Raw genomic sequence first — 19460 nt, 5'->3', positions numbered from 1 at the left:
TGGAAAGATGCTCGTTCTGACACGCAAACCGGGGGAAAAGATCCTCATCGGTGACGATATCGTCATCACCGTGCTTGACGCCCGCGGCGACAGCGTGCGCATCGGAATCGACGCACCACGGGGCGTGAAGATTCAACGCGACGAGGTCGTGCGCGCGGTCAGTGAGGCCAACCTCGCAGCAAGCCAGATCGACACTGCAGCCGAAGATCGAATCAAGAGGTCGCTGGAAGTTCTCGCCGCGTTGCAATCAGCCCAGTCGAGTCAGCCCCAGCCGCAAACCGCGACACCTCGGCTGCCGAACCCGACTGCAGAGGCCTGAAACCGATCCAGTGACGGCTGCTACAGCATCCGTCACTCGTTGACGTGCCCGCGCAGCTCATCAATCTCCCGGCGTTCACGTTTGGTCGGCCGCCCGGCGCCGCGGTCACGCATAGGCACCAGAGCTACCTCCTCGCGTGGCGGCGGCGGGGGAGTCTTATCGACATAGCATTCGGCAGCCACACCGGCTCCAACCCGTTTCACCACGAGGCGTGACACGATCAGCACCCGGTCGAAGCCATCAGAGCGCACACGCACCTCATCGCCGATACGCAGGGCCTGCGCGGCCTTGGCCTTGTCGCCGTTCACCCGCACATGTCCGGCGCGGCAGGCGGTCGTGGCCATCGAGCGGGTCTTGAACAGGCGCACACCCCAGCTCCAACTGTCGACGCGGGCAGATGTTAGCTCCATCTGTTCACTGTAATAGAAAGTACTCGAATCGAACGCTCAGGCGCCCTGCCGCGTCCACACGATCAGCAGCAGCGTCGAGAGAAAACCGGTGAAGAAATTGAGCCACAGAAAACGTTTCCAGCCACGGTTCGCGAGCTCCGACTGCTCGTCCCGAACCGACCAAAACGGCAGCACCGCCAGAATGTAGGGAACGGCCAGCGCCGCCGCGAGCGGCCCCGGCCAAGGGGTGGCGAGCATGAGCAGGCCGGCCACGGTCCAGAAAGTGATTGCGAGCCGCACGGTTTGCGAGGCACCGAGCGCGGTTGCGATCGACGCAATCCCGGCCTGGCGGTCGGGCTCGATGTCCTGCACCGCGCCGAAGGCGTGGCTGGCCATTCCCCATAGAAAGAACGCCGCGAGTAGGGCGAGCAGCCCGAAGTCGACTGTGGCGCCGGCCACCACGAGCCCGTACACGGCGGGGCTGAGAAAGTGGGTACTCGAGGTGATCGAGTCCAGGAGGGGCCGTTCCTTGAACCGCAGCCCGCGCACCGAGTAGGCCACGACCGCGAACAGGCTTACGGCAATCACCACCCAGGAGAGCGGATGCCCCGCTCCCGCCAACACGACCATCGCCCCGCCCACAATTACCGCCGAAACGACCCCCGCAGCGATGACCGTTTGGTGCAGTGCAGGGTGCAGGAGTGCGCCCTCAACGCCGCCTTTTCGTGGATTGCGCAAATCCGACTCGTAGTCGAAGACGTCGTTGATGCCGTACATGAGCAGGTTGTAGGGAATGAGGAAGAACAGCGTGCCCACGATCAACATCGCGTCGATGCGCCCGCTGGTCACCACATACGCGGCGGCAAAGGGAAAAGCCGTGTTGACCCAGTTGAGCGGCCGCGACGACAACACGACCTGCCGGGTTTTCCATCCTGTGGTACCGATCTGCTCAGTCATCCGTTCGTCCTAACCTGGTACCGCCCGAAATCACCCACAGCGCCGGAAGCAGAATCGCCGCGGCCAGTGGGTACGCAAAATCTTCGATCGGGGCGAGGCCGATCAACACACCCGAAATGTGCTCTGGGTCGTAGCTGAACAGTCCAGCCCCGATCATCAGGTTATCGAACACGGCAGTGAGCAGCAGCGTGAGCGTGAGCGCACCAGCCACGGCTGAGACGAGACGAACCGGGATGAGCCGGCGCTTCGCCGCCACGACGGCCACCAGCGCGGCAACGACGAGGAAGACCGCATTCAACAACAAATACGTCATCGCGCTGCCCGCCGCGCCAGTACGAGTCGGGTAGCCTGCACGAGATTCATCGTCAGATAGCAGAGAAAAATGAGGAAGAAGAGTTCCTCGAGCGGCAGTTCCGGCGCCAGCTGCACGCCGGTCATCAGCGTGGTCTCACCCCGGTAGAAAATGCCGAGGCCGATACCGGCGAGGTCCCAGACGAGAAAGAACAACACCCCGATGCCGAGCACCAGGGTGGCCCGGAGGGGCGAGCACCAGAAGAAGAGGTGGAAGCGCCAATCCAGAACGGTCATACCTCCTAGCGCCACGAGCAACGCCAGCAGGTACAGAACGCTCACGACCGCCTGTGCGCAGACTCCGCTGAGGCCGCGTCCGGGCCCGCGTAGCGTGCCGGCAGCGGCTCGGCGAGCGGTTCCGTCGTGGTGTCATGCCGAATCCTTTTGAGCAGGATTTCAGCGCTGATCAGGCACATCGGCAGGCCGATACCGGGGATGGTGGTACCGCCGGCATAGTAAAGACCCGCAATCTTCTTGGACATGTTCGTTCCGCGCAGGAAAGCACTTTGCCGCAGGGTGTGCGCTGGGCCAAGGGCGCCGCCCTTCCAGCTGTTCAGGTCGTCGGCGAAGTCGGCCGGGCCGACCGTGCGTCGCACCGTGACGCGTTCGCCGAGGTCGGGTATGCCGGCCCACTGGGCGACCTGCGCGATGGCGGCATCCGCTATGAGCTCGATCGTGGCCGAACCGGTGCCGTTGATGCCCCCAGCACCGAGAGCGACATCGGCCGGTACGGGCACCAGCATGAACAGGTTGCTGTCGCCGGCAGGCGCGACCGAGGGGTCGGTCGCGCTCGGCATACACACGTACAGCGAGGCCGGGGACGGTACGGAGGTCTTCTTGCCGAAGATCTGTTTGAAGTTCGTGCCCCAGTCGGTCGTGAAAAACAAGGAGTGGTGCTGCAGCTGGGGCAGTGGGCCGCTCACGCCGAGCATGACCAGCACGGCACCGGGACCCGACATACGCTTGTCCCACCAACGCTCCGGATACGTCTGCAACTCGGCGGGAACCAGTTCGGTCTCGGTATGGTGCAGGTCGGCGGACGACACCACGATGTCGGCGTCGAGGTCTTGCTGTTGTCCGGAGCTGTCGATGTAACTGACCCCGTGCACCGTCTTGTCGGCGCGGGCTCGAATGGCGCTCACTCGCGCTTCGGCGATAATTTGAACACCTTCGGCGCGGGCGATTGAGGCGATGCTCTCGATCAGCGTGCTGAAGCCGCCCTGCGGGTAGAGCACCCCGTCGGCGAGGTCGAGATGGCTCATCAAGTGGTACATCGACGGTGTCAGGTTCGGCGCGGACCCCAGAAAAACGGCCGGATACCCGAGAATCTGACGCAGTCGCGGGTCCCGCACATACCCGGCGATGAACTTGTCGAGTGGCTGCATCAGCAGTCGAGCCAACCGCGCCAGGCGCCGCAGCACGTCGGGTACCAGAAACGGTCGGAACGACTCAAAGCTCGAGTACAAAAACCGTTTCACGGCCATGTCGTAGGTTTCGATGGCCGAGTCGAGGTAGCGGTCGAGCGCTCGGCCGGCGCCCGGTTGCACCGACTCGAACAAGCGGATGTTTGCGGCGCGGTCGCTGCGAATATCAACCGGCTGGGTATCGCCCTCAAAGAGCACCCGGTAGCCGGGATCCAGTTTCACGAGGTCGAGCTGCTCCGCCGCGCTCGTGCCGAACAAACGGTAGAAGTGCTCGAAAACCTCGGGCATCAGGTACCACGACGGGCCGGTATCGAAGCGGAATCCTTCGGCCTCCCACAGTCCGGCACGCCCGCCGAGTTCCGCCTGGGATTCCAGCAGCGTGACGTCGTGGCCTTCGCGGGCCAGCAGGGCGGCGCTGGCCAGACCGGCGATACCGCCACCGATCACGATGGTGCGTGTCATCGCTTCCACGCGCCGGGGCCGATGCTCGAGGTCAGTGCGATCATGAGTTTCTCTCCATCTGGCACCCGCACGCGGGAGCGTAATAACTGATCGGCCGGGGTCGACCGCAACCGCTTGGACAACCGAGTGAACAGCCCTTGGGCCGCGGCCACGGCCCGCCGGCAACCGGGCGGCAACAACGGCAAAACAGCGCTGGCAATGGACAAATCGGCGTCGATGTCATCCAGAATGACGTTCTTCTGTTCGTCGCTGAGGTTGAGGGGATCGACCCCCGGAAAGTAGTTGCGGCCGAGTATCTCGCGATCACATGACAGGTCGCGCAGAAAGTTGATCTTCTGAAACGCAGCACCGAGGTGGCGTGCGCCATCTTCAAGCAAGCCCAGTTCGGTGGCGCTGCGCGGGGTTCCGTGCACGAAACAGCGCAGGCACATGAGCCCGATCACTTCCGCAGAGCCGTAAATGTACTCGGCGACGCCTTCGGCGCTAAATGGGGTCGGATCGAGATCGCGGCGCATCGACGCGAAAAAGGGTGCGATCAGGCTGGAGTCGATGCCGCACTGCCTGGCCGTCGAGGCGAAAGCGTGCACCACGAGATTGGTGCTGTAGCCGCGCACGATCGCGCGTTCGGTCTCGATTTCGAGCTCGTCGAGCAGCTGCCGCTGTTCGGCAACCGAGACGCCGGCCTCCGCCGCAGCTCCGTCGACGATCTCGTCGGCAATACGGACCAGGGCATAGATCGTGCGTACGGGCGTGCGCACCTGGGCGCTCAGCAGCCGAGCGGCGAGTCCAAACGAGGTGGAATAATGTCCGATCACCGTTGTCGAACTGGCCTGCGCCGTCTGCGCGTACTTGTATAAATTCGTATCAGAGCGCATTCGCACTGGCACGGCTGGCAGGTGGCTCATGCGTTGGCTCACTAGCGGGCCCGATTCACGGCGGTCTCGGCCAGCTCGATCAGGCTCGCCCGCAGGTCTCTGGGGATGATTGCCGGGTTGAGTGTTTCGACCGCCAGACGGGAATGGTCGTAGGCAAGCCCCTCAGCGGCCGCTTTCGCACCGCACGCCCGCAGGTGCTCCCGCGCCCGCTCGGCCTCCTCGTCGCTGAGATCGATCTTGCCGAGGTAGGGCGCAATCAGCGACCAACTCTGGGTGCCGCCGGCGTGGGCGATCAGCGCGGTCTGTTTGCCCTCCCGCAAGTCGGCGGTGACACTCTTGCCGGTCTTGACGGGGTCGCCAAATACACCGAGCAAATCGTCGGTGAGCTGAAAAGCCACCCCGACGAGGCGTCCGTAGTGCCCGAGCAGGCGAATTGCCTCGGCCGACGCGCCGGCCAGCACGGCCCCGGCCTGTAATGGCGCTTCGAACGAGTAGACGGCGGTCTTATTCTCCAGCGTGGCGATGACCTCGGCCACGGTGAGCGGATGTTCCGCCGAGCTGTTGGTCACGTCGGCCAACTCCCCGGCGGCCGAGACGAAGACTGCTCGGTCGAGCAAGTCGAGCAGCCGCAGCCGAGTGGGCACGTCGACCGGCAGTTTCGCGAGCGCGCGATGCGCTTCACTCAGCGCGAGGTCGCCCGCGAGAATGGCCGCAGCGGTGCCCCAAACACCGGCCTGATCAGTGGCGGCTCCGTGCGCGAGAGCGCGGTCGTTGAATCGGCCGGCGATGTTGGCCACTCCGCGCCGGGCCAGGTCGCGGTCAATCACATCGTCGTGAATCAGGAACGCCGTGTGTAACAGTTCGAAGCTCACCGCGACCGGTGACACTAGGGCCTGATCGCGCCCACCGAAACCGGCATAAGCCGCCAGTACGAGGGCGGGCCGTACCCGTTTACCGCCGCTGCTGGCCTGCTCCAGAGAATCCCAGAGGGCAACATAGTGTTCGCCATAGTCAGTCGCCCGCAGTCGTGCCGTGGCAAAAAAACGGGTGAGCTCGGTCTCGACGCCTTTCGCAACCGTGTCAAGCACGAAAACTCTCCAGCTGTTGCACCTGCAACGCCATCCACGGACTAAAGGCCCACGGGGCATCCGCCACCGCACGGGACAGGTCTGCCGGTCGCGTCCAGGTGAACTCGGCGACCTCGTCAGGGTTCGGAGTCGGCTCCTGCACGGTTGTGGCGAGGTAGACCGGGCAGATTTCGTTTTCGACGACTCCGCTGCTGTCAGTGGCACGGTAACGGAACAGAGGCAGCGCCAGGTCGAGAGTGTCGAGCTCGAGCTCAAGTCCGAGTTCAAAGGTGGCCCGGCGGGTGACAGCCTGCGTCAGTGGTTCAGCGGGCAGCGGATGCCCACAAAAGGAGTTGGTCCATACTCCCGGCCACGCCTTCTTAGTCAGCGCGCGGCGGGTGACGAGCACCTCGCCAAGCGGGTTGAAGACGTAGCAGGAAAATGCCAGGTGCAGCACAGTGTCCGCTCCGTGCACGCTGTACTTCGGCGCCGTGCCAATGTGACGGCCCTCCTCATCGAGAAGAATTACATGTTCATCAAGAGCGTTTGTGGTCTCCACGCGGGCCCCCTTGTCGGTTTTAGCCTGATCTTGATTAGAATAACTAACCAAGTTAGCGAGTGCTCACGTTACCATGGGCATATGTCCCACGATGAGAGTATCCCGCAAGCAGCAGGGACGTACTGGTACGACCCGAAGAATGCTGGAGTTTCTTCGGCGACAGTGGTTTTGCGCGCCGTACGTCGGTTTCGAGTTGCTGATGCCATGATGCGTCGTCGCGCCCAGGCCGACATGTGCATCAACGAAACCGACCTAGTGGCCCTTCGTCACCTCATCGCCTGCGAACGCGAGAACCAGGTTGCCAGCCCCAAATACCTGAGCGAATTCCTAAATATCTCGTCTGCCGCCACGGCAAAACTCCTCTCCAGGCTCACGGCCTCCGGTCACATTCGCCGTGAGGTGGATCCCGACGACGGCCGTGCCCAAAGGCTGTTCGCCACAGAGACATCGCACATCCAGATGCGACGGGCGCTGTCGGGTACCCACGAGCAGCTGATGAAGGTCGCCCTCGACCTTACGGCCGACCAGCAGGCGGCCGTGGTGCACTTTCTCGACGCCATGAGCGCCATCGCCGTCATGCCACGTGCCGAAGCGACCACTGTCGAGCAGTCAGTTGAGTCTTGACACCGTTCTGTCGGTGATACCCGTGCCGCTTAAGATGAAGCAGTGACTCATCTCTTTGCACCTAACGCTTCGCCGTCATCGGCCGCCGCCCACGTCGAGGCTCTGCTGGCCTCCTACCCTGACTTTCCTCAGCCAAATATCCTGTTTCGCGACCTCAACCCGGTCTTTGCCGATGCCGTCGCTTTTCGCGCGATCGTCGATGACCTCGCCGATCAGCACCGCGGACAGTTCGACGCCGTAGCGGGCATCGAAGCACGCGGCTTTCTGCTGGCCGCCGCCGTCGGCTATGCGGCCAATGCCGCCGTGCTGGCCGTGCGTAAGGGCGGCAAGCTGCCCGGCACCGTCTTGATCGAAGAATACGACCTGGAGTACGGCTCGGCCCGTCTCGAACTCGAAGTCGGGCAGCTTCCGGCCGGTACTCGCGTGCTCATCCTCGACGATGTACTCGCCACCGGCGGCACGATTGCGGCCACGAGCCGCCTCATCGAGCGGGCTGGCTATACCCTCACCGGTGTCGGCGTCGTGCTCGAGCTCATCGACCTGCACGGCCGTGAACGGCTCGGCACTGCGCCGGTGCACGCGATCATGTCGATCTAGGTGGATCGGACGATGTTGCGCACGAACCTGGCGCGTGTGTGGGGCATGCTTGAAACATGACTGACAGTTCGGGTGTCGATGCAAACCGGGCGCACGGGGCTGCAATCCCCCCGGCAAGCCCCAATCTGGACAGCGGCGATGCGTGGGTGCACGCTCCCGACGGCCGCAAATTTTGGGGCCGATTCGGTGCCGCCGGACTTCTCGTGCACCACCCCCGCCGGGGAGTGTTGCTGCAGCACCGCGCGCTGTGGAGCCATTTCGGCGACACCTGGGGGCTGCCCGGTGGTGCTCGCCACGAAAATGAAAGCGCGATCGACGCTGCTCTGCGCGAAGCCAGGGAGGAAGCCGGCGTGCCAGCCGACCTGGTGCAGGTTAAATTCATCTCTGTACTCGACCTCGGATTCTGGTCATACACCACCGTCGTCGTGGAGGCGACGCAGGAATTTACACCCGTCATCAGCGACCAGGAAAGCATCGCCCTGCGTTGGGTATCGACCGATACCGTTGACCTCCTCGCCCTCCATCCTGGTTTTGCCGCCAGCTGGCCCACACTGCGCGGGCAGCTGGGCTGAATCTGGCCCTACTCGATAGACTCGCACTGTGACAGGGGCAACGAACGGCGTGGTGAGCGATCGGGTGTTCAACCTACCCAACATGCTGAGCTTTCTGCGGTTGCTGCTGGTGCCGGTTTTTCTCGTGCTCCTCGCCCAGGGAGAGGATGCCTGGGCCTTGGTCGTGCTCAGCATCTCCAGTTTCAGCGACTGGCTCGACGGCTTTCTCGCGCGGCGCTGGAACCAGATCACTCGTCTCGGGCAGTTGCTGGATCCGGCCGCCGATCGGCTCTATATCTTTGCCGCTCTGATCGGACTCGCCTGGCGTGATCTGGTCCCGTGGTGGATTGTGCTGATCGTGGTTGGACGCGACATTTTTCTGCTGATCCTCGGGGTTATCCTCGCCAACTTTGGGTTTGGCCCGCTGCCGGTGCACGACCTGGGCAAGGTTGCTACCTTCTGCCTGTTCTACGCACTGCCGATGATCATGCTCGGGCAGGCCTTTCCGCAACTGGAATGGTGGTCGCAACCGGTGGGGTGGGCATTTGCCCTGTGGGGCGCATTCCTGTATTGGTGGGCCGGCATCGTCTACGCCATTGAAGCGATGCGAGTGATTCGACTGCCGAGGGTCGGCCCGGGTGGATCTTCCGATACGCTGGAATGATAGGAGGTGCATGATGGTCGATCAATCCGGAAAGAACAATTTCAAGGAGCAGAACGAGCCCGTGCCCGCAGATCAGAGCGAAAACCCGACGACAGGCGAAGCAATGCCCAGCAAGGCGCAGTCAACCCCAGCATCCTCCAACCCTGGCTCGCCCGGTGACGAGACGCCCGGCGAATCGACGACGGTGCACGACATGCTCAGCACCGACACAACCATGAACTTCAGCCAGGAGTTCGCCGCCCAGATCGCGTTCATCGATTCCAACGTGACCGTGGAGGAGCAGGAGTCCATCGCGGCTTTGCCCTCGGGTTCGGCACTTATGGTCGTGCGTCGCGGGCCCAATGCCGGTGCCCGCTTTCTCCTCGACGCTGACCTCACGAGCGTCGGTCGCCATCCCAACGCTGACATTTTTCTCGACGATGTCACGGTGTCGCGTCGGCACGCCGAGTTTCTGCGCAACGGCACATCATTTACGGTGAAAGACCTCGGTTCGCTCAACGGCACCTACTTCGATGGTGAACGAATCGAAACGGCTGCTCTGACCGACGGCGCCGAAGTGCAGGTTGGCAAGTTTCGCCTCACCTTCTACGCTTCGCGCCTCGACCTCGCCCGCGCGACGAGCGAGTAGTGGCGGCAAACTCCGCCCAGGCTCGTTCCGTGCCTGTGTCTTCATCGGCAGCTCACGGGCACGCTTCGGGATCAGTGCCGCTGCTGAGTATCGGCCAGGTGCTGGCGCGACTCACGCCGGAATTTACCGATCTGACCCCATCGAAACTGCGCTTCCTTGAGGAACAGGGCCTCGTTGCACCGGCCCGCACGGAATCCGGTTATCGTAAGTTCTGCGCCAGCGATGTCGATCGTTTGAGACTGATCCTGTCGATGCAGCGCGATCAATACCTGCCGTTGAAAGTCATCCGCTCCTATCTTGCCGACCTGGATGCCGGGCTGTCGCCGGTGCTGCCGGGCGGAACCACCCCCGGACCGTCAATGCTAGGAACGTTGCGACGTTTGACCCGCGACGATCTGCTGCGCGAGGCCGGAGCCTCCGCCTCTCTCCTCCATGACGCCGTATCCGCGTCGATTATTCTGCCCGCCGAACACTACGGCGACGGCGTGCTGCGCGTGCTGCGTGCCCTCGTCGAACTGCAGCGCAGCGGGATCGAGCCACGGCACCTCCGGGGCTTTCGCGGGGCTGCTGAACGTGAACTCGGCCTCATCGAAAGCGCTCTCGTACCGCTTTCCCGTCGCAAAGACGCCTCCAGTCGGGCCAAGGCGGCTGAAATGGCCGTGGAAATTGCCGGGCAGCTTGAGATTATTCGAGGCAGCCTGATTCGGTCAGCACTGGGCCGACTGACCAAGTAGGTCGTAGACTGGCGCAGGCACAGGCGGCGCCAGCGGCCTTTGTTCCAATCGCGTCGGCTGCCGCTTACTGTAGTCGACCGACACGCCAAACCGGTCAAGCGGATGTCAGGCCCACAAGCCCTGCACCTCGGTACCGTAGGGAGTGCCGTCAAGCACAACGTTTTCGTAAACCAGCACTACCGCACGTCCGCACCAGTTTGATTCCGCACCACCGTGACCGAGTCTCGCTTGATTGCAGCGTTCAGTCACCGCACGATGGAACCCCCGAGAGGCAACCCTATGAGTGAGCTCAAGCCTGATGCTGACGCTTCGCGTTACTCGTTAGGACTGCTGTTCACCGATGGCATGCCCGAGCTTGATGAGAACTCCGGCTACCGCGGTGCAGTCGCCGCGCGCGCCGCCGGCATCAGCTATCGTCAACTCGACTACTGGGCCCGCACTGGCCTGGTTGAACCCACGGTGCGCGGCGCGGCCGGTTCCGGCTCCCAGCGCCTCTACGGCTTTCGCGACATTCTCGTGCTCAAGCTCGTCAAGCGTCTGCTCGACACTGGCATCTCCCTGCAGCAAATTCGCACCGCCGTCAACCAGCTGCGCGAGTCGGGTATCAGCGACCTCGCGCAGACCACGCTCATGAGTGACGGCGCCAGCGTCTACCTGTGCACCTCCAACGACGAGGTCATTGACCTGGTCAGCCGTGGCCAGGGCGTCTTCGGCATTGCCGTCGGCAAGGTGCTCCGCGAAGTCGAGACCAGTCTGGTCGAACTCGACATGCAGCCCGTCGACCCCACCGACGAGCTAGCTGCCCGCCGTACCACCCGCAAAATCTCCTAGCTCTCGCTGTCCCCGCCGCGATAGCCGCCAAAGCGCGGTACGCGGCAGTTGCGCCGTTTGGAGGGAGGCGAACAACCTACCGCACCTGGTGCAGGTCCGTTTCGGCGACGACGCAGACGAGCAGGTTCGAACGCCGCAGCACCCGAAGACAGCTCTTAACCCACGGGAGCCTCGGCGTACTCACCGATGCGCGCTGTACGCAGCACCCGGTCGAGCAGTTGGTCAAAATAGCCGGCCATTTCGAGGGCACTGTCACCCGGCCAGATGTGCAGCGGCTTCGCGGCGCCCTGCGCCTGCTGTAGCGATGTGCGCTCCGGCAGCTGCGGGCTCAGCACGAGCGGCCCGAACATGTCGCGCAACTCTTTGATCCGGAACTGGTGCTCGAGCGAAGCTGTACGGGCCCGGTTCACGATGATGCCGAGCGGCTGCAGTCGCGGGCTCAGGCCACGACGGATTTCTTCGATCGCACGTAGCGCACGATCGGCAGCAGCGACCGAGAACAGCCCCGGCTCGGTGACGACCGCAACTCGGTCGCTGGCAGCCCAGCCGGTACGCGTAAGGGCGTTGAGGGAGGGGGCACAGTCGATGAGCACGAGCTCATAGTCTTTCTCGATCGTCGAGAGAGCCTCCTCGAGTTTCCAGATATCGCGGATGCTCGGGTGCGGCCCGTCAAAATTGATCGCCGAAGGGCTCCCGATCATGACGTCGATGGTGCCTGGGCGATTGCGGGTCCATCCGCTCGGGGCGATCGCCGCGCGAACCGTCTTTTCTTTGGGCGAACCAAGGACATCGGCAACATTGAGGTGACCGGCAACCTGGATATCCATGCCGGTTGACACATCGGACTGCGGATCGAGATCCACGACGAGTGTTCGCACGCCACGGGCGAAGGCAGCAGAAGCCAGACCAAGGGTCACAGTGGTCTTGCCGACACCACCCTTGAGGGAACTTACGCTGAGTACGTGCATGAGTAGCAACGTTACCTTCACTAGTGTTAGAGAACCTAACCGTTAGCTGTGTGCCACGTACGCCCTCGAAAGGCTTGCATGTTTGAGAAAATCCTTGTTGCCAACCGCGGAGAGATCGCGATTCGTGCCATGCGCGCGGCTTACGAGCTCGGAGCCAAGACCGTGGCGGTGTTTCCATTCGAGGACCGCAACTCTTTGCACCGTCTGAAAGCGGATGAGGCGTACCAGATTGGTGAGGTCGGGCACCCGGTTCGCGCTTACCTCGACGTGAGCGAAATCATCCGCGTGGCCAGGGAATGTGGCGCCGACGCCATTTATCCCGGCTACGGTTTTCTGTCGGAGAACCCCGAACTGGCCGATGCGGCCGTTGCTGCCGGCATCACATTTATCGGTCCGGGCGCCGACGTACTCGAAATGGCCGGCAACAAGGTCACCGCGAAGGAACACGCTATCGCTGCGGGCGTACCCGTGCTCAAGTCGACACAACCGTCGACCGATGTCGAACTGTTGATCAGCCAGGCCGATGAGATCGGCTTCCCCATCTTCGCCAAGGCCGTCGCTGGCGGTGGCGGACGCGGCATGCGCCGGGTGGCGAAGAAGAGCGAGCTGCGCGGGGCTCTTGAAGAGGCCATGCGTGAGGCCACCAGTGCCTTCGGCGACCCGACGATGTTCCTGGAGGCTGCGGTGCTGCGCCCCCGACACATCGAGGTGCAGATTCTGGCGGATGCTTCTGGCGAAACCGTGCACCTGTTCGAGCGCGACTGCTCGGTGCAGCGTCGGCACCAGAAGGTGATTGAGATTGCCCCCGCGCCGAACCTCAGCGATGAGATCCGGGTGCAGCTCTACGCCGACGCGATCAAATTCGCGCGGTCGATCGGCTATGTCAACGCGGGCACCGTCGAATTTTTGCTCGACACCGTCGGTGAACGCGCCGGGCAGCACGTGTTCATCGAGATGAACCCCCGCATCCAGGTGGAGCACACCGTGACCGAAGAGGTCACCGATGTCGACCTCGTGCAGGCGCAGATTCGCATCGCTGCGGGGGAGACCCTCGAAGAGATCGGCCTGACCCAGGGCGAGATCCGCCTGCGCGGCGCAGCCCTGCAGTGCCGCATCACGACCGAAGACCCCGCGGCGGGGTTCCGCCCCGACACCGGCAAGATCACCACCTATCGCTCACCCGGTGGCGCCGGCATCCGCCTGGACGGTGGAACCATCAACACGGGCGCGCAGATCAGCCCACACTTCGACTCGATGCTCGCCAAGCTAACCTGTCGCGGCCGGGACTACGCCGCCGCCGTTGTGCGCTCCAAGCGAGCGCTGGCCGAATTCCGCATTCGCGGCGTGTCCACCAACATCTCCTTTTTGCAGGCCGTGCTCGACGACGCCGACTTCGCTGCCGGCGACCTCAGCACCTCGTTCATCGACGAGCGCCCGGAGCTGCTGCGCGGCCGCGAATCCAAGGACCGCGGCACCAAGATTCTCAACTGGCTCGCCGAGGTCACCGTCAACCAGCCCAACGGCGCTCCGCCGACCACGGTGCACCCGCGTGACAAGCTGCCACAGCTCGACATCACCCAGCCCGCCCCCGACGGCTCGCGGCAGAAGCTGCAGCTGCTCGGCCCCACCAAGTTCGCCGCCTCCTTACGTGCCCAGACCGCGCTGGCCGTGACCGACACGACGTTCCGGGATGCACACCAGTCGCTGCTGGCGACCCGGGTGCGCACCAAGGACCTCGTCGCCGTTGCACCCTATGTCGCGCGGCTTACGCCGCAGCTGCTTTCGGTCGAGGCCTGGGGCGGCGCCACCTACGACGTGGCGCTGCGTTTTCTCGGCGAAGACCCGTGGGAGCGCCTCGCGAGCCTGCGCGAGGCCCTGCCGAACATCAACCTGCAGATGCTGCTGCGCGGCCGCAACACAGTGGGCTACACCCCCTACCCGACCGAGGTGACCGACGCGTTCGTGCGCGAGGCGACCGACACCGGCGTGGACATCTTTCGCATCTTCGACGCACTGAACGACGTGTCGCAGATGCGGCCGGCTATCGACGCGGTGCTGAATACCGGCACTGCCCTGGCCGAGGTCGCTGTCTGCTACACCGGAGATTTGCTCGACCCGGCCGAGAATCTCTACACCCTCGACTACTACCTGCGCCTGGCCGATCAGATCGTTGAAAGCGGCGCGCACGTGATCGGCATCAAGGACATGGCCGGGTTGCTCCGGCCGAGCGCCGCCGAGAAGCTCGTGGCCGCGTTCCGGGAACGCTTCGACCTGCCCGTCCACGTGCACACCCACGACACCCCGGGCGGCCAGCTCGCCACGCTGCTGGCCGCAGCTCGCGCCGGCGCCGACGCCGTCGACGTCGCATCCGCTCCGATGGCCGGCACAACCAGCCAGCCGTCGGCATCCTCTCTCGTGGCCGCCCTCGCCCACACCGAACGCGACACCGGCATTTCGCTCAAGGCAACGACCGACCTCGAGCCGTACTGGGAGGCCGTGCGCACCCTGTACTCCCCGTTCGAATCGGGCCTGTCCGCACCGACCGGCCGGGTGTATTCGCACGAGATCCCCGGCGGGCAGCTGTCGAACCTGCGCACCCAGGCCGTCGCGCTCGGCCTGGCCGACCACTTCGAACTGATCGAAGACATGTACACCGCCGCGAACACGATTCTTGGACGAGTTCCCAAGGTCACTCCCTCGTCCAAGGTGGTCGGCGACCTCGCCCTCTACCTCGCCGCGGTGAAGGCCGATCCGGCCGACTTCGAGCAAAACCCGGGCAACTACGATGTCCCCGACTCGGTCATCGGCTTCATGGCGGGCGAGCTCGGAGACCTGCCCGGCGGCTGGCCCGAGCCGTTTCGCACCAAGGTGCTCGCGGGACGTGACGTGCGCGTCGGCGTCACCGAGATCACCGCGGGGGAGCGCGCCGCGCTCGGCGCCTCGAGTGTGGAACGTCGTGCCATGCTCAATCAGCTCTTGTTCCCCGCGCCGACCCGCCAATTCGAACAGGTCAGGGAAAGCTACGGCGACCTCTCGGTTGTCGACACCGTCGACTACCTCTACGGCCTTCAGCAGGGCCAGGAGCATGCCGTTGAAATTGCCAAGGGTGTGCGGCTCTACGTGGGCCTTGAAGCGATCGGTGAGGCCGACGACAAGGGCATGCGCACCGTCATGACCATTCTCAACGGCCAGCTTCGCCCGGTGTTCGTGCGTGACACGAGCATCACCGTGCAAACCAAGGTCGCCGAGAAAGCGGATGCCAACCAGCCCGGCCAGATCGCCGCCCCGTTCTCCGGCGTGGTCACCCTGCAGGTCGAAGAGGGTACGCACGTCGAAGCCGGCCAGAGCGTCGCGTCGATCGAAGCCATGAAGATGGAAGCGGCGATCACCTCGCCGATCGCCGGGACCATCGAACGCGTCGCCATCCCGCTCACCCAGCAGGTCGATGCGGGCGATCTGCTCGTCTCGGTGCGTCCACGCTAAGATTAGGGCCGTTATCGACCAGTTGAGGATGTACCGTGCCAGACAAACGTATTGACGATCAGAGCGCGCCCGCCCGCCCGGTGTCTGCCGCAAAGCGAACCCGCGACGAGCGCGACAGTTTGGACACGCGCGGTGACGATTACCACAGTGAGCTGCCACCGCACACGATCGACAACCTCGCCGCGTCGTTGCCCGAAAGCCTGAGCGTTCCGATCGAGGTGACGGTCGGGCCCCGCCGCTCGGTGGCCGCCGCTGTTCGGCCCGCATCCCTCCCGAGCAACGGGATCGAGACAACGCGGATCATGTCGACCCCGGCCACCCACACCGTCGAAATCTCAACGCCAGCACCGGCCAGGGCAGCAGGCTCCAGTTCCGCCATCGAATCACTTTCAAGAGCGGATGCCGCCTCCTCCGTCCGGCGCGACCGCATCCGCACCGAAAACAGCACGGCCCCCGAGTCTGCAGCCATGCTCACGTCTGATCGCCTGCTCGCGGTCAACCGCAAGACCCGCAAGGCGCCGCGGGGAGTCTGGCCTGAATTCGTCTACGCGCTGACCCTGCACCTGGTCAACCTCGGCGACTCGGCCAAGGTGCGCGCGTATAAAGAAATGGACGAACGCATTCGTCGCCAGTTTGAAGGCGGCACCCGGTTCGTGCCGATCCTCACCCGCAAGGGCGGCGTGGGCAAGACCACTGTCACGACCCTGCTCGGCATGGCCCTGGCCGATGCCCGCGATGACCGTATTATTGCCATCGACGCCAACCCCGACCGCGGCACCCTGTCTGAGCGCGTCAGCAAGCAGACACGCTCGACCGTGCGCGACGTCGTCTCTAAGGCCGCATCGATCGGCAACTTCACCGACTTCTCCGCGTTGGTCTCCCGCGATGAGACCCGCCTCGACATCCTCGCCTCCGACACCGACCCACTTCTCTCCGAAGCATTCGATGAGAACGACTACAACGTCGTCGCCGACCTCGCCGCGCGGTACTACTCGATCGCGTTGACCGACTGCGGCACCGGCATCGTGCACTCGGTTATGCGAGCGACGCTGCAGCGTGCCGATTCCATCGTGATCGTCTCCGGCGGCAGCGTCGATGAGGCCCGATTGGCGTCGGAAACGCTGACCTGGCTCGAAGCGAACGGCTACGGTGAGCTGGTGCGCAACGCGATCGTCGCGCTTAACACCGCTACTCAGGGCACCAATCTGGTTCGGCTTGAAGAGATTGAGTCGCACTTCCGCTCCCGTGTGCGCGAAATCGTGCGGATTCCCTACGACCCGCAACTCGCTGCCGGCAGCGTCGTGTCGTACAAGGATCTGAAGCCGATCACCCGGCTGGCCGCACGCACCCTCGCCGAGCTGGTCGTCGAGGGCCTCCCCGCCGACCGCAACCTGTAGCCAGGCGAACCCCGAGTCGCCGACTCATTCGCCTGTCACCATCCGCCCTACCGAGGAGCTTCCCCGTGCCCGAACGCCAGATCCGTCTCTTCGGAGATCCGGTGCTGAAAACCGTCTCCGATCCCATCGACGGGATCGACGACCGGGTGCGTGGTCTCGTACAGGACCTGGTCGACAGCGTGCGACTGCCCGGTCGGGCCGGCGTTGCCGCCTCGCAGATCGGCGTCAACCTGCGCGCCTTCAGCTACAACGTTGACGGTGTCATCGGCTACATTTTGAACCCAACGGTCGTTGAACTCTCCGGCGAGCCCGACCTCGTCGACGAGGGCTGCCTCTCCGTTCCCGGCCTCTGGTACCCCACGAAGCGCTACCCTTTCGCTCGGGTCACCGGCATCGACCTCGACAATAATCCGGTCGAACTCTTCGGCACCGGCATCATGGCGCAGGCCCTCCAACACGAAACTGACCACCTCGACGGCTTTCTTTACATCGACCGCCTCGACACCATCAACCGCAAGGCCGCGATGAAGGAAATCCGCGAGTCCACCTGGTTCTAGCTCCCAGAACCACTCACCTCCGTCGTGGTACGGGCAAAGCCTCGAGTGTTCCCATCACGTGGGGGCACGGGGAAAGTGTTTCCCGGAAGACCTCGATGTCTGAGCGGGGAGCGGAATGCTTTTCCCACGACCGACCCGCCAAAGTAGCTGGCCGGGCAGCAGTCCACCGAACAAACTACTCGCGCAGCGAAATCCCCTCGGTGACCGGCGCCCCCGAATACATGTCCTCGATCTCGCCAGCGAAGTCCCGCATAATAATGTTGCGCTTGATGCTCATTTTCGGCGTCAGATGCCCGCTGTCTTCGGTGAACTCAATAGCGAGCACCGAGAATTTGCGAATCGACTCCGCCCGCGACACACCCTCATTGGCATGGTCGACCGCGCGCTGGACTTCGGCGAGCACGGCTTTATTGACGGATGCCTGCGCGAGCGACATCCCGGCGTCCTCGTGGTTGTTGTTGAGCCAGACCGGCAGCATGTCGGGGTCGAGGGTGATGAGCGCGCCGATGAACGGCTTTTGGTCGCCCACAACGACGACCTGGCTGATGAGCGGATTCGCGCGGATGGGGTCTTCGAGGGCGGCCGGTGCCACGTTCTTGCCGCCGGCCGTGACGATGATCTCCTTTTTACGCCCGGTGATGGTGAGATAACCGTCGGAATCAAAGTCCCCGATATCGCCGGTCTTTAACCAGCCGTCGTCAAAGGTGTCTGCGGTGGCCTGTGGGTTGTTCCAGTACTCCTTGAAAATGTTGACACCCCTGACCTCAATCTCACCATCGTCCATCACGCGCACCGAAACGCCGGGCAGGGGAGGGCCGACGGTGCCGATCTTGGCCCGCGTGGCCAGGCCCACATTGGCGGGGGCAGTCGTTTCGGTAAGGCCATAGCCTTCCAAAATGACGATGCCGAGGCTTTTGAAGAAGTGACCGAGGTGGGCGCCGAGCGGAGCGGAACCGGAGACCGCCCAGACGACCTTGCCGCCCATGGCGGCACGCAGTTTGCTGTAAACCAGCTTGTCGAACAGAGCGAATTTGATCTTCATCCCGAACGGAATCGATGTTCCCGCCTGCACCAGCTTGGAATGCTCAACCGCCACATGTGTGGCGGCATCGAAGATTTTGCCTTTGCCCCCGGCGACCGCCTTCTGCTGCGCCGAGTTGTAGACCTTTTCGAAGACCCGCGGTACCGCGAGCAGAAAAGTCGGTTGAAAGCTGCCCAGCGCGGCCAGGAGGGTCTTGGTGTCGGCCTGATGACCGACGCGCACGCCAGCATGCACGCATAAAACCGAGATGAAACGAGCGAAGACATGGGCGGTGGTGATGAATAACAGGGTCGAGGCGCCTTCGGGGTGCACCAGGACTTCCTTGAGCGCGACCGCGGCATTTCGACTGGTCTCGAGAAAGTTCGCGTGGGTGAGCACACAGCCCTTGGGCTTGCCCGTCGAACCGGAAGTGTAGATGAGGGTAGCCATGTCATTGCCCACGGCGAGATTACGGCGACGTTCGATCTCAGCGTCTGTCACGACGACGCCCCCGGCCACGAGCTTGTCGAGGTCGCCCAGATCAATCTGCCAGACCGAACGGATTTCGGCCAGCTCCGGATGCACTTCATCGAAGCGGGCGAAATGATCGGCGGTTTCGACGATGACCGCCATGGCGCCGGAGTCGCTGAGGTTCCACTGCACCTGCTTGGGCGAGCTGGTCTCGTAAACGGGCACCAGGACTGCTCCGGCGAACCATACGGCGAAGTCGATCAGGGTCCACTCGTAGCGGGTTTTGCAGATGAGCCCGATCTTGTCGCCGGGCTCAATGCCAGCGGCAACGAAACCCTTGGCCAGCGCTACGACCTGCGCGTGGAACTCCCGAGTGGTGACGGGAAGCCATTGGCCGCCACGCGGCAGGGAAAAAAGTACAAGATCAGGAGTCGCGGTCAGGCGGTCCATCAGCAGGTCGGTGATATTGGCGCCAGGATCGGCGGGAACGACGGCGGGCATATCAAACTGTTTCACGGCAACTCCTTCGGT

The 19460-nt window shown here is 63.7% G+C and carries 21 protein-coding genes; 11 read left to right on the top strand and 10 right to left on the bottom strand.

Annotated elements, in window-relative coordinates:
• The first annotated feature begins 7 nt into the window (after window positions 1-7).
• Window positions 8-319 (top strand): carbon storage regulator CsrA, encoded by a 312-nt coding sequence (gene csrA, locus CXY70_RS08390; RefSeq protein WP_104191914.1) that lies wholly within the window; start codon window positions 8-10, stop codon window positions 317-319.
• Window positions 320-351: 32 nt separating this feature from the next.
• Here the strand turns inward: csrA and CXY70_RS08385 are convergent, their stop codons facing one another.
• Genes CXY70_RS08385 through idi form a run of 8 tightly spaced genes read right to left on the bottom strand, consistent with a single transcriptional unit; the run spans window position 352 to window position 6403 of the window.
• Window positions 352-729: an RNA-binding S4 domain-containing protein gene (locus tag CXY70_RS08385; RefSeq protein ID WP_104191913.1), complete on the bottom strand. Its 378-nt coding sequence runs from the start codon at window positions 727-729 to the stop codon at window positions 352-354.
• Between the two features lie 36 nt (window positions 730-765).
• Window positions 766-1665, bottom strand: coding sequence for a prenyltransferase (locus tag CXY70_RS08380; RefSeq protein ID WP_104191912.1), 900 nt, complete (start codon window positions 1663-1665; stop codon window positions 766-768).
• Window positions 1658-1978, bottom strand: a complete 321-nt coding sequence (locus CXY70_RS08375; protein ID WP_104191911.1) for a lycopene cyclase domain-containing protein — start codon at window positions 1976-1978, stop codon at window positions 1658-1660. The genes CXY70_RS08380 and CXY70_RS08375 overlap by 8 nt, the downstream gene beginning before the upstream one ends.
• Window positions 1975-2298: a lycopene cyclase domain-containing protein gene (locus CXY70_RS08370; protein WP_104191910.1), complete on the bottom strand. Its 324-nt coding sequence runs from the start codon at window positions 2296-2298 to the stop codon at window positions 1975-1977. Before CXY70_RS08370 ends, CXY70_RS08375 begins: the two co-directional genes overlap by 4 nt.
• Window positions 2295-3902: a phytoene desaturase family protein gene (crtI, locus tag CXY70_RS08365; RefSeq protein ID WP_104191909.1), complete on the bottom strand. Its 1608-nt coding sequence runs from the start codon at window positions 3900-3902 to the stop codon at window positions 2295-2297. The genes CXY70_RS08370 and crtI overlap by 4 nt, the downstream gene beginning before the upstream one ends.
• Entirely contained in the window at window positions 3899-4807 is a 909-nt protein-coding gene (locus CXY70_RS08360) for a phytoene/squalene synthase family protein (RefSeq protein WP_233205833.1), read from the bottom strand. The genes crtI and CXY70_RS08360 overlap by 4 nt, the downstream gene beginning before the upstream one ends.
• Window positions 4808-4818: 11 nt before the next feature.
• Complete coding sequence (locus CXY70_RS08355; protein ID WP_158250936.1) at window positions 4819-5865, bottom strand: polyprenyl synthetase family protein; 1047 nt, start codon at window positions 5863-5865, stop codon at window positions 4819-4821.
• Window positions 5858-6403, bottom strand: coding sequence for an isopentenyl-diphosphate Delta-isomerase (idi, locus tag CXY70_RS08350; RefSeq protein ID WP_104191907.1), 546 nt, complete (start codon window positions 6401-6403; stop codon window positions 5858-5860). Before idi ends, CXY70_RS08355 begins: the two co-directional genes overlap by 8 nt.
• 81 nt (window positions 6404-6484) lie before the next feature.
• Between idi and CXY70_RS08345 the strand changes: the two genes are divergently transcribed.
• The 7 genes from CXY70_RS08345 (at window position 6485) to CXY70_RS08315 (ending at window position 11032) form a co-directional block, all read left to right on the top strand.
• The gene (locus CXY70_RS08345) at window positions 6485-7027 is read left to right on the top strand and encodes a MarR family winged helix-turn-helix transcriptional regulator (RefSeq protein ID WP_158250935.1); all 543 of its coding nucleotides are present in this window, start codon (window positions 6485-6487) and stop codon (window positions 7025-7027) included.
• 42 nt (window positions 7028-7069) lie between these two features.
• Window positions 7070-7624 carry an adenine phosphoribosyltransferase gene (locus tag CXY70_RS08340; protein ID WP_104191905.1) on the top strand — a complete coding sequence of 185 codons (555 nt, stop codon included), beginning with the start codon at window positions 7070-7072 and terminating at the stop codon, window positions 7622-7624.
• A 56-nt stretch (window positions 7625-7680) separates the two neighbouring features.
• A complete protein-coding gene (locus tag CXY70_RS08335; protein WP_199183402.1) occupies window positions 7681-8196 on the top strand; it encodes an NUDIX domain-containing protein in 516 nt (171 codons plus the stop codon).
• Between the two features lie 28 nt (window positions 8197-8224).
• A complete protein-coding gene (locus CXY70_RS08330; RefSeq protein WP_233205832.1) occupies window positions 8225-8839 on the top strand; it encodes a CDP-alcohol phosphatidyltransferase family protein in 615 nt (204 codons plus the stop codon).
• Between the two features lie 193 nt (window positions 8840-9032).
• On the top strand, window positions 9033-9467 hold the full coding sequence (locus tag CXY70_RS08325) for an FHA domain-containing protein (protein ID WP_104192006.1): 435 nt from the start codon (window positions 9033-9035) through the stop codon (window positions 9465-9467).
• 35 nt (window positions 9468-9502) lie between these two features.
• A complete protein-coding gene (locus CXY70_RS08320) occupies window positions 9503-10201 on the top strand; it encodes a MerR family transcriptional regulator (protein ID WP_104192005.1) in 699 nt (232 codons plus the stop codon).
• A 279-nt stretch (window positions 10202-10480) separates the two neighbouring features.
• Window positions 10481-11032, top strand: coding sequence for a MerR family transcriptional regulator (locus CXY70_RS08315; protein WP_104191904.1), 552 nt, complete (start codon window positions 10481-10483; stop codon window positions 11030-11032).
• Window positions 11033-11187: 155 nt separating this feature from the next.
• On the opposite strand, the gene CXY70_RS08310 is transcribed toward CXY70_RS08315, so the two are convergent.
• Window positions 11188-12000: a ParA family protein gene (locus tag CXY70_RS08310; RefSeq protein WP_104191903.1), complete on the bottom strand. Its 813-nt coding sequence runs from the start codon at window positions 11998-12000 to the stop codon at window positions 11188-11190.
• 78 nt (window positions 12001-12078) lie between these two features.
• Between CXY70_RS08310 and CXY70_RS08305 the strand changes: the two genes are divergently transcribed.
• From CXY70_RS08305 to CXY70_RS08295, 3 genes are all read left to right on the top strand, one after another.
• Window positions 12079-15483, top strand: coding sequence for a pyruvate carboxylase (locus CXY70_RS08305; RefSeq protein WP_104191902.1), 3405 nt, complete (start codon window positions 12079-12081; stop codon window positions 15481-15483).
• Window positions 15484-15518: 35 nt separating this feature from the next.
• Window positions 15519-16880, top strand: coding sequence for a MinD/ParA family protein (locus CXY70_RS08300; protein ID WP_104191901.1), 1362 nt, complete (start codon window positions 15519-15521; stop codon window positions 16878-16880).
• A 65-nt stretch (window positions 16881-16945) separates the two neighbouring features.
• Window positions 16946-17437 carry a peptide deformylase gene (locus tag CXY70_RS08295; RefSeq protein WP_104191900.1) on the top strand — a complete coding sequence of 164 codons (492 nt, stop codon included), beginning with the start codon at window positions 16946-16948 and terminating at the stop codon, window positions 17435-17437.
• A gap of 175 nt (window positions 17438-17612) precedes the next feature.
• On the opposite strand, the gene CXY70_RS08290 is transcribed toward CXY70_RS08295, so the two are convergent.
• Window positions 17613-19445 carry a long-chain fatty acid--CoA ligase gene (locus tag CXY70_RS08290; protein WP_104191899.1) on the bottom strand — a complete coding sequence of 611 codons (1833 nt, stop codon included), beginning with the start codon at window positions 19443-19445 and terminating at the stop codon, window positions 17613-17615.
• Window positions 19446-19460: the final 15 nt, after the last annotated feature.

The sequence above is a fragment of the Cryobacterium sp. Y82 genome (assembly GCF_002929495.1).
Lineage (GTDB): Bacteria > Actinomycetota > Actinomycetes > Actinomycetales > Microbacteriaceae > Cryobacterium > Cryobacterium serini.
This window is presented reverse-complemented; position numbering and strand designations above follow the sequence as displayed.

Bases quoted from the DNA above. Each gene is read 5' to 3' on its own strand.
- CXY70_RS08380 (WP_104191912.1), bottom strand. From the start codon at position 1,665: ATGACTGAGCAGATCGGTACCACAGGATGGAAAACCCGGCAGGTCGTG.
- csrA (WP_104191914.1), top strand. From the start codon at position 8: ATGCTCGTTCTGACACGCAAACCGGGGGAAAAGATCCTCATCGGTGAC.
- CXY70_RS08335 (WP_199183402.1), top strand. From the start codon at position 7,681: ATGACTGACAGTTCGGGTGTCGATGCAAACCGGGCGCACGGGGCTGCA.
- CXY70_RS08310 (WP_104191903.1), bottom strand. From the start codon at position 12,000: ATGCACGTACTCAGCGTAAGTTCCCTCAAGGGTGGTGTCGGCAAGACC.
- crtI (WP_104191909.1), bottom strand. From the start codon at position 3,902: ATGACACGCACCATCGTGATCGGTGGCGGTATCGCCGGTCTGGCCAGC.
- CXY70_RS08360 (WP_233205833.1), bottom strand. From the start codon at position 4,807: ATGAGCCACCTGCCAGCCGTGCCAGTGCGAATGCGCTCTGATACGAAT.
- CXY70_RS08345 (WP_158250935.1), top strand. From the start codon at position 6,485: ATGTCCCACGATGAGAGTATCCCGCAAGCAGCAGGGACGTACTGGTAC.
- CXY70_RS08305 (WP_104191902.1), top strand. From the start codon at position 12,079: ATGTTTGAGAAAATCCTTGTTGCCAACCGCGGAGAGATCGCGATTCGT.
- CXY70_RS08385 (WP_104191913.1), bottom strand. From the start codon at position 729: ATGGAGCTAACATCTGCCCGCGTCGACAGTTGGAGCTGGGGTGTGCGC.
- CXY70_RS08315 (WP_104191904.1), top strand. From the start codon at position 10,481: ATGAGTGAGCTCAAGCCTGATGCTGACGCTTCGCGTTACTCGTTAGGA.
- CXY70_RS08375 (WP_104191911.1), bottom strand. From the start codon at position 1,978: ATGACGTATTTGTTGTTGAATGCGGTCTTCCTCGTCGTTGCCGCGCTG.
- CXY70_RS08325 (WP_104192006.1), top strand. From the start codon at position 9,033: ATGCTCAGCACCGACACAACCATGAACTTCAGCCAGGAGTTCGCCGCC.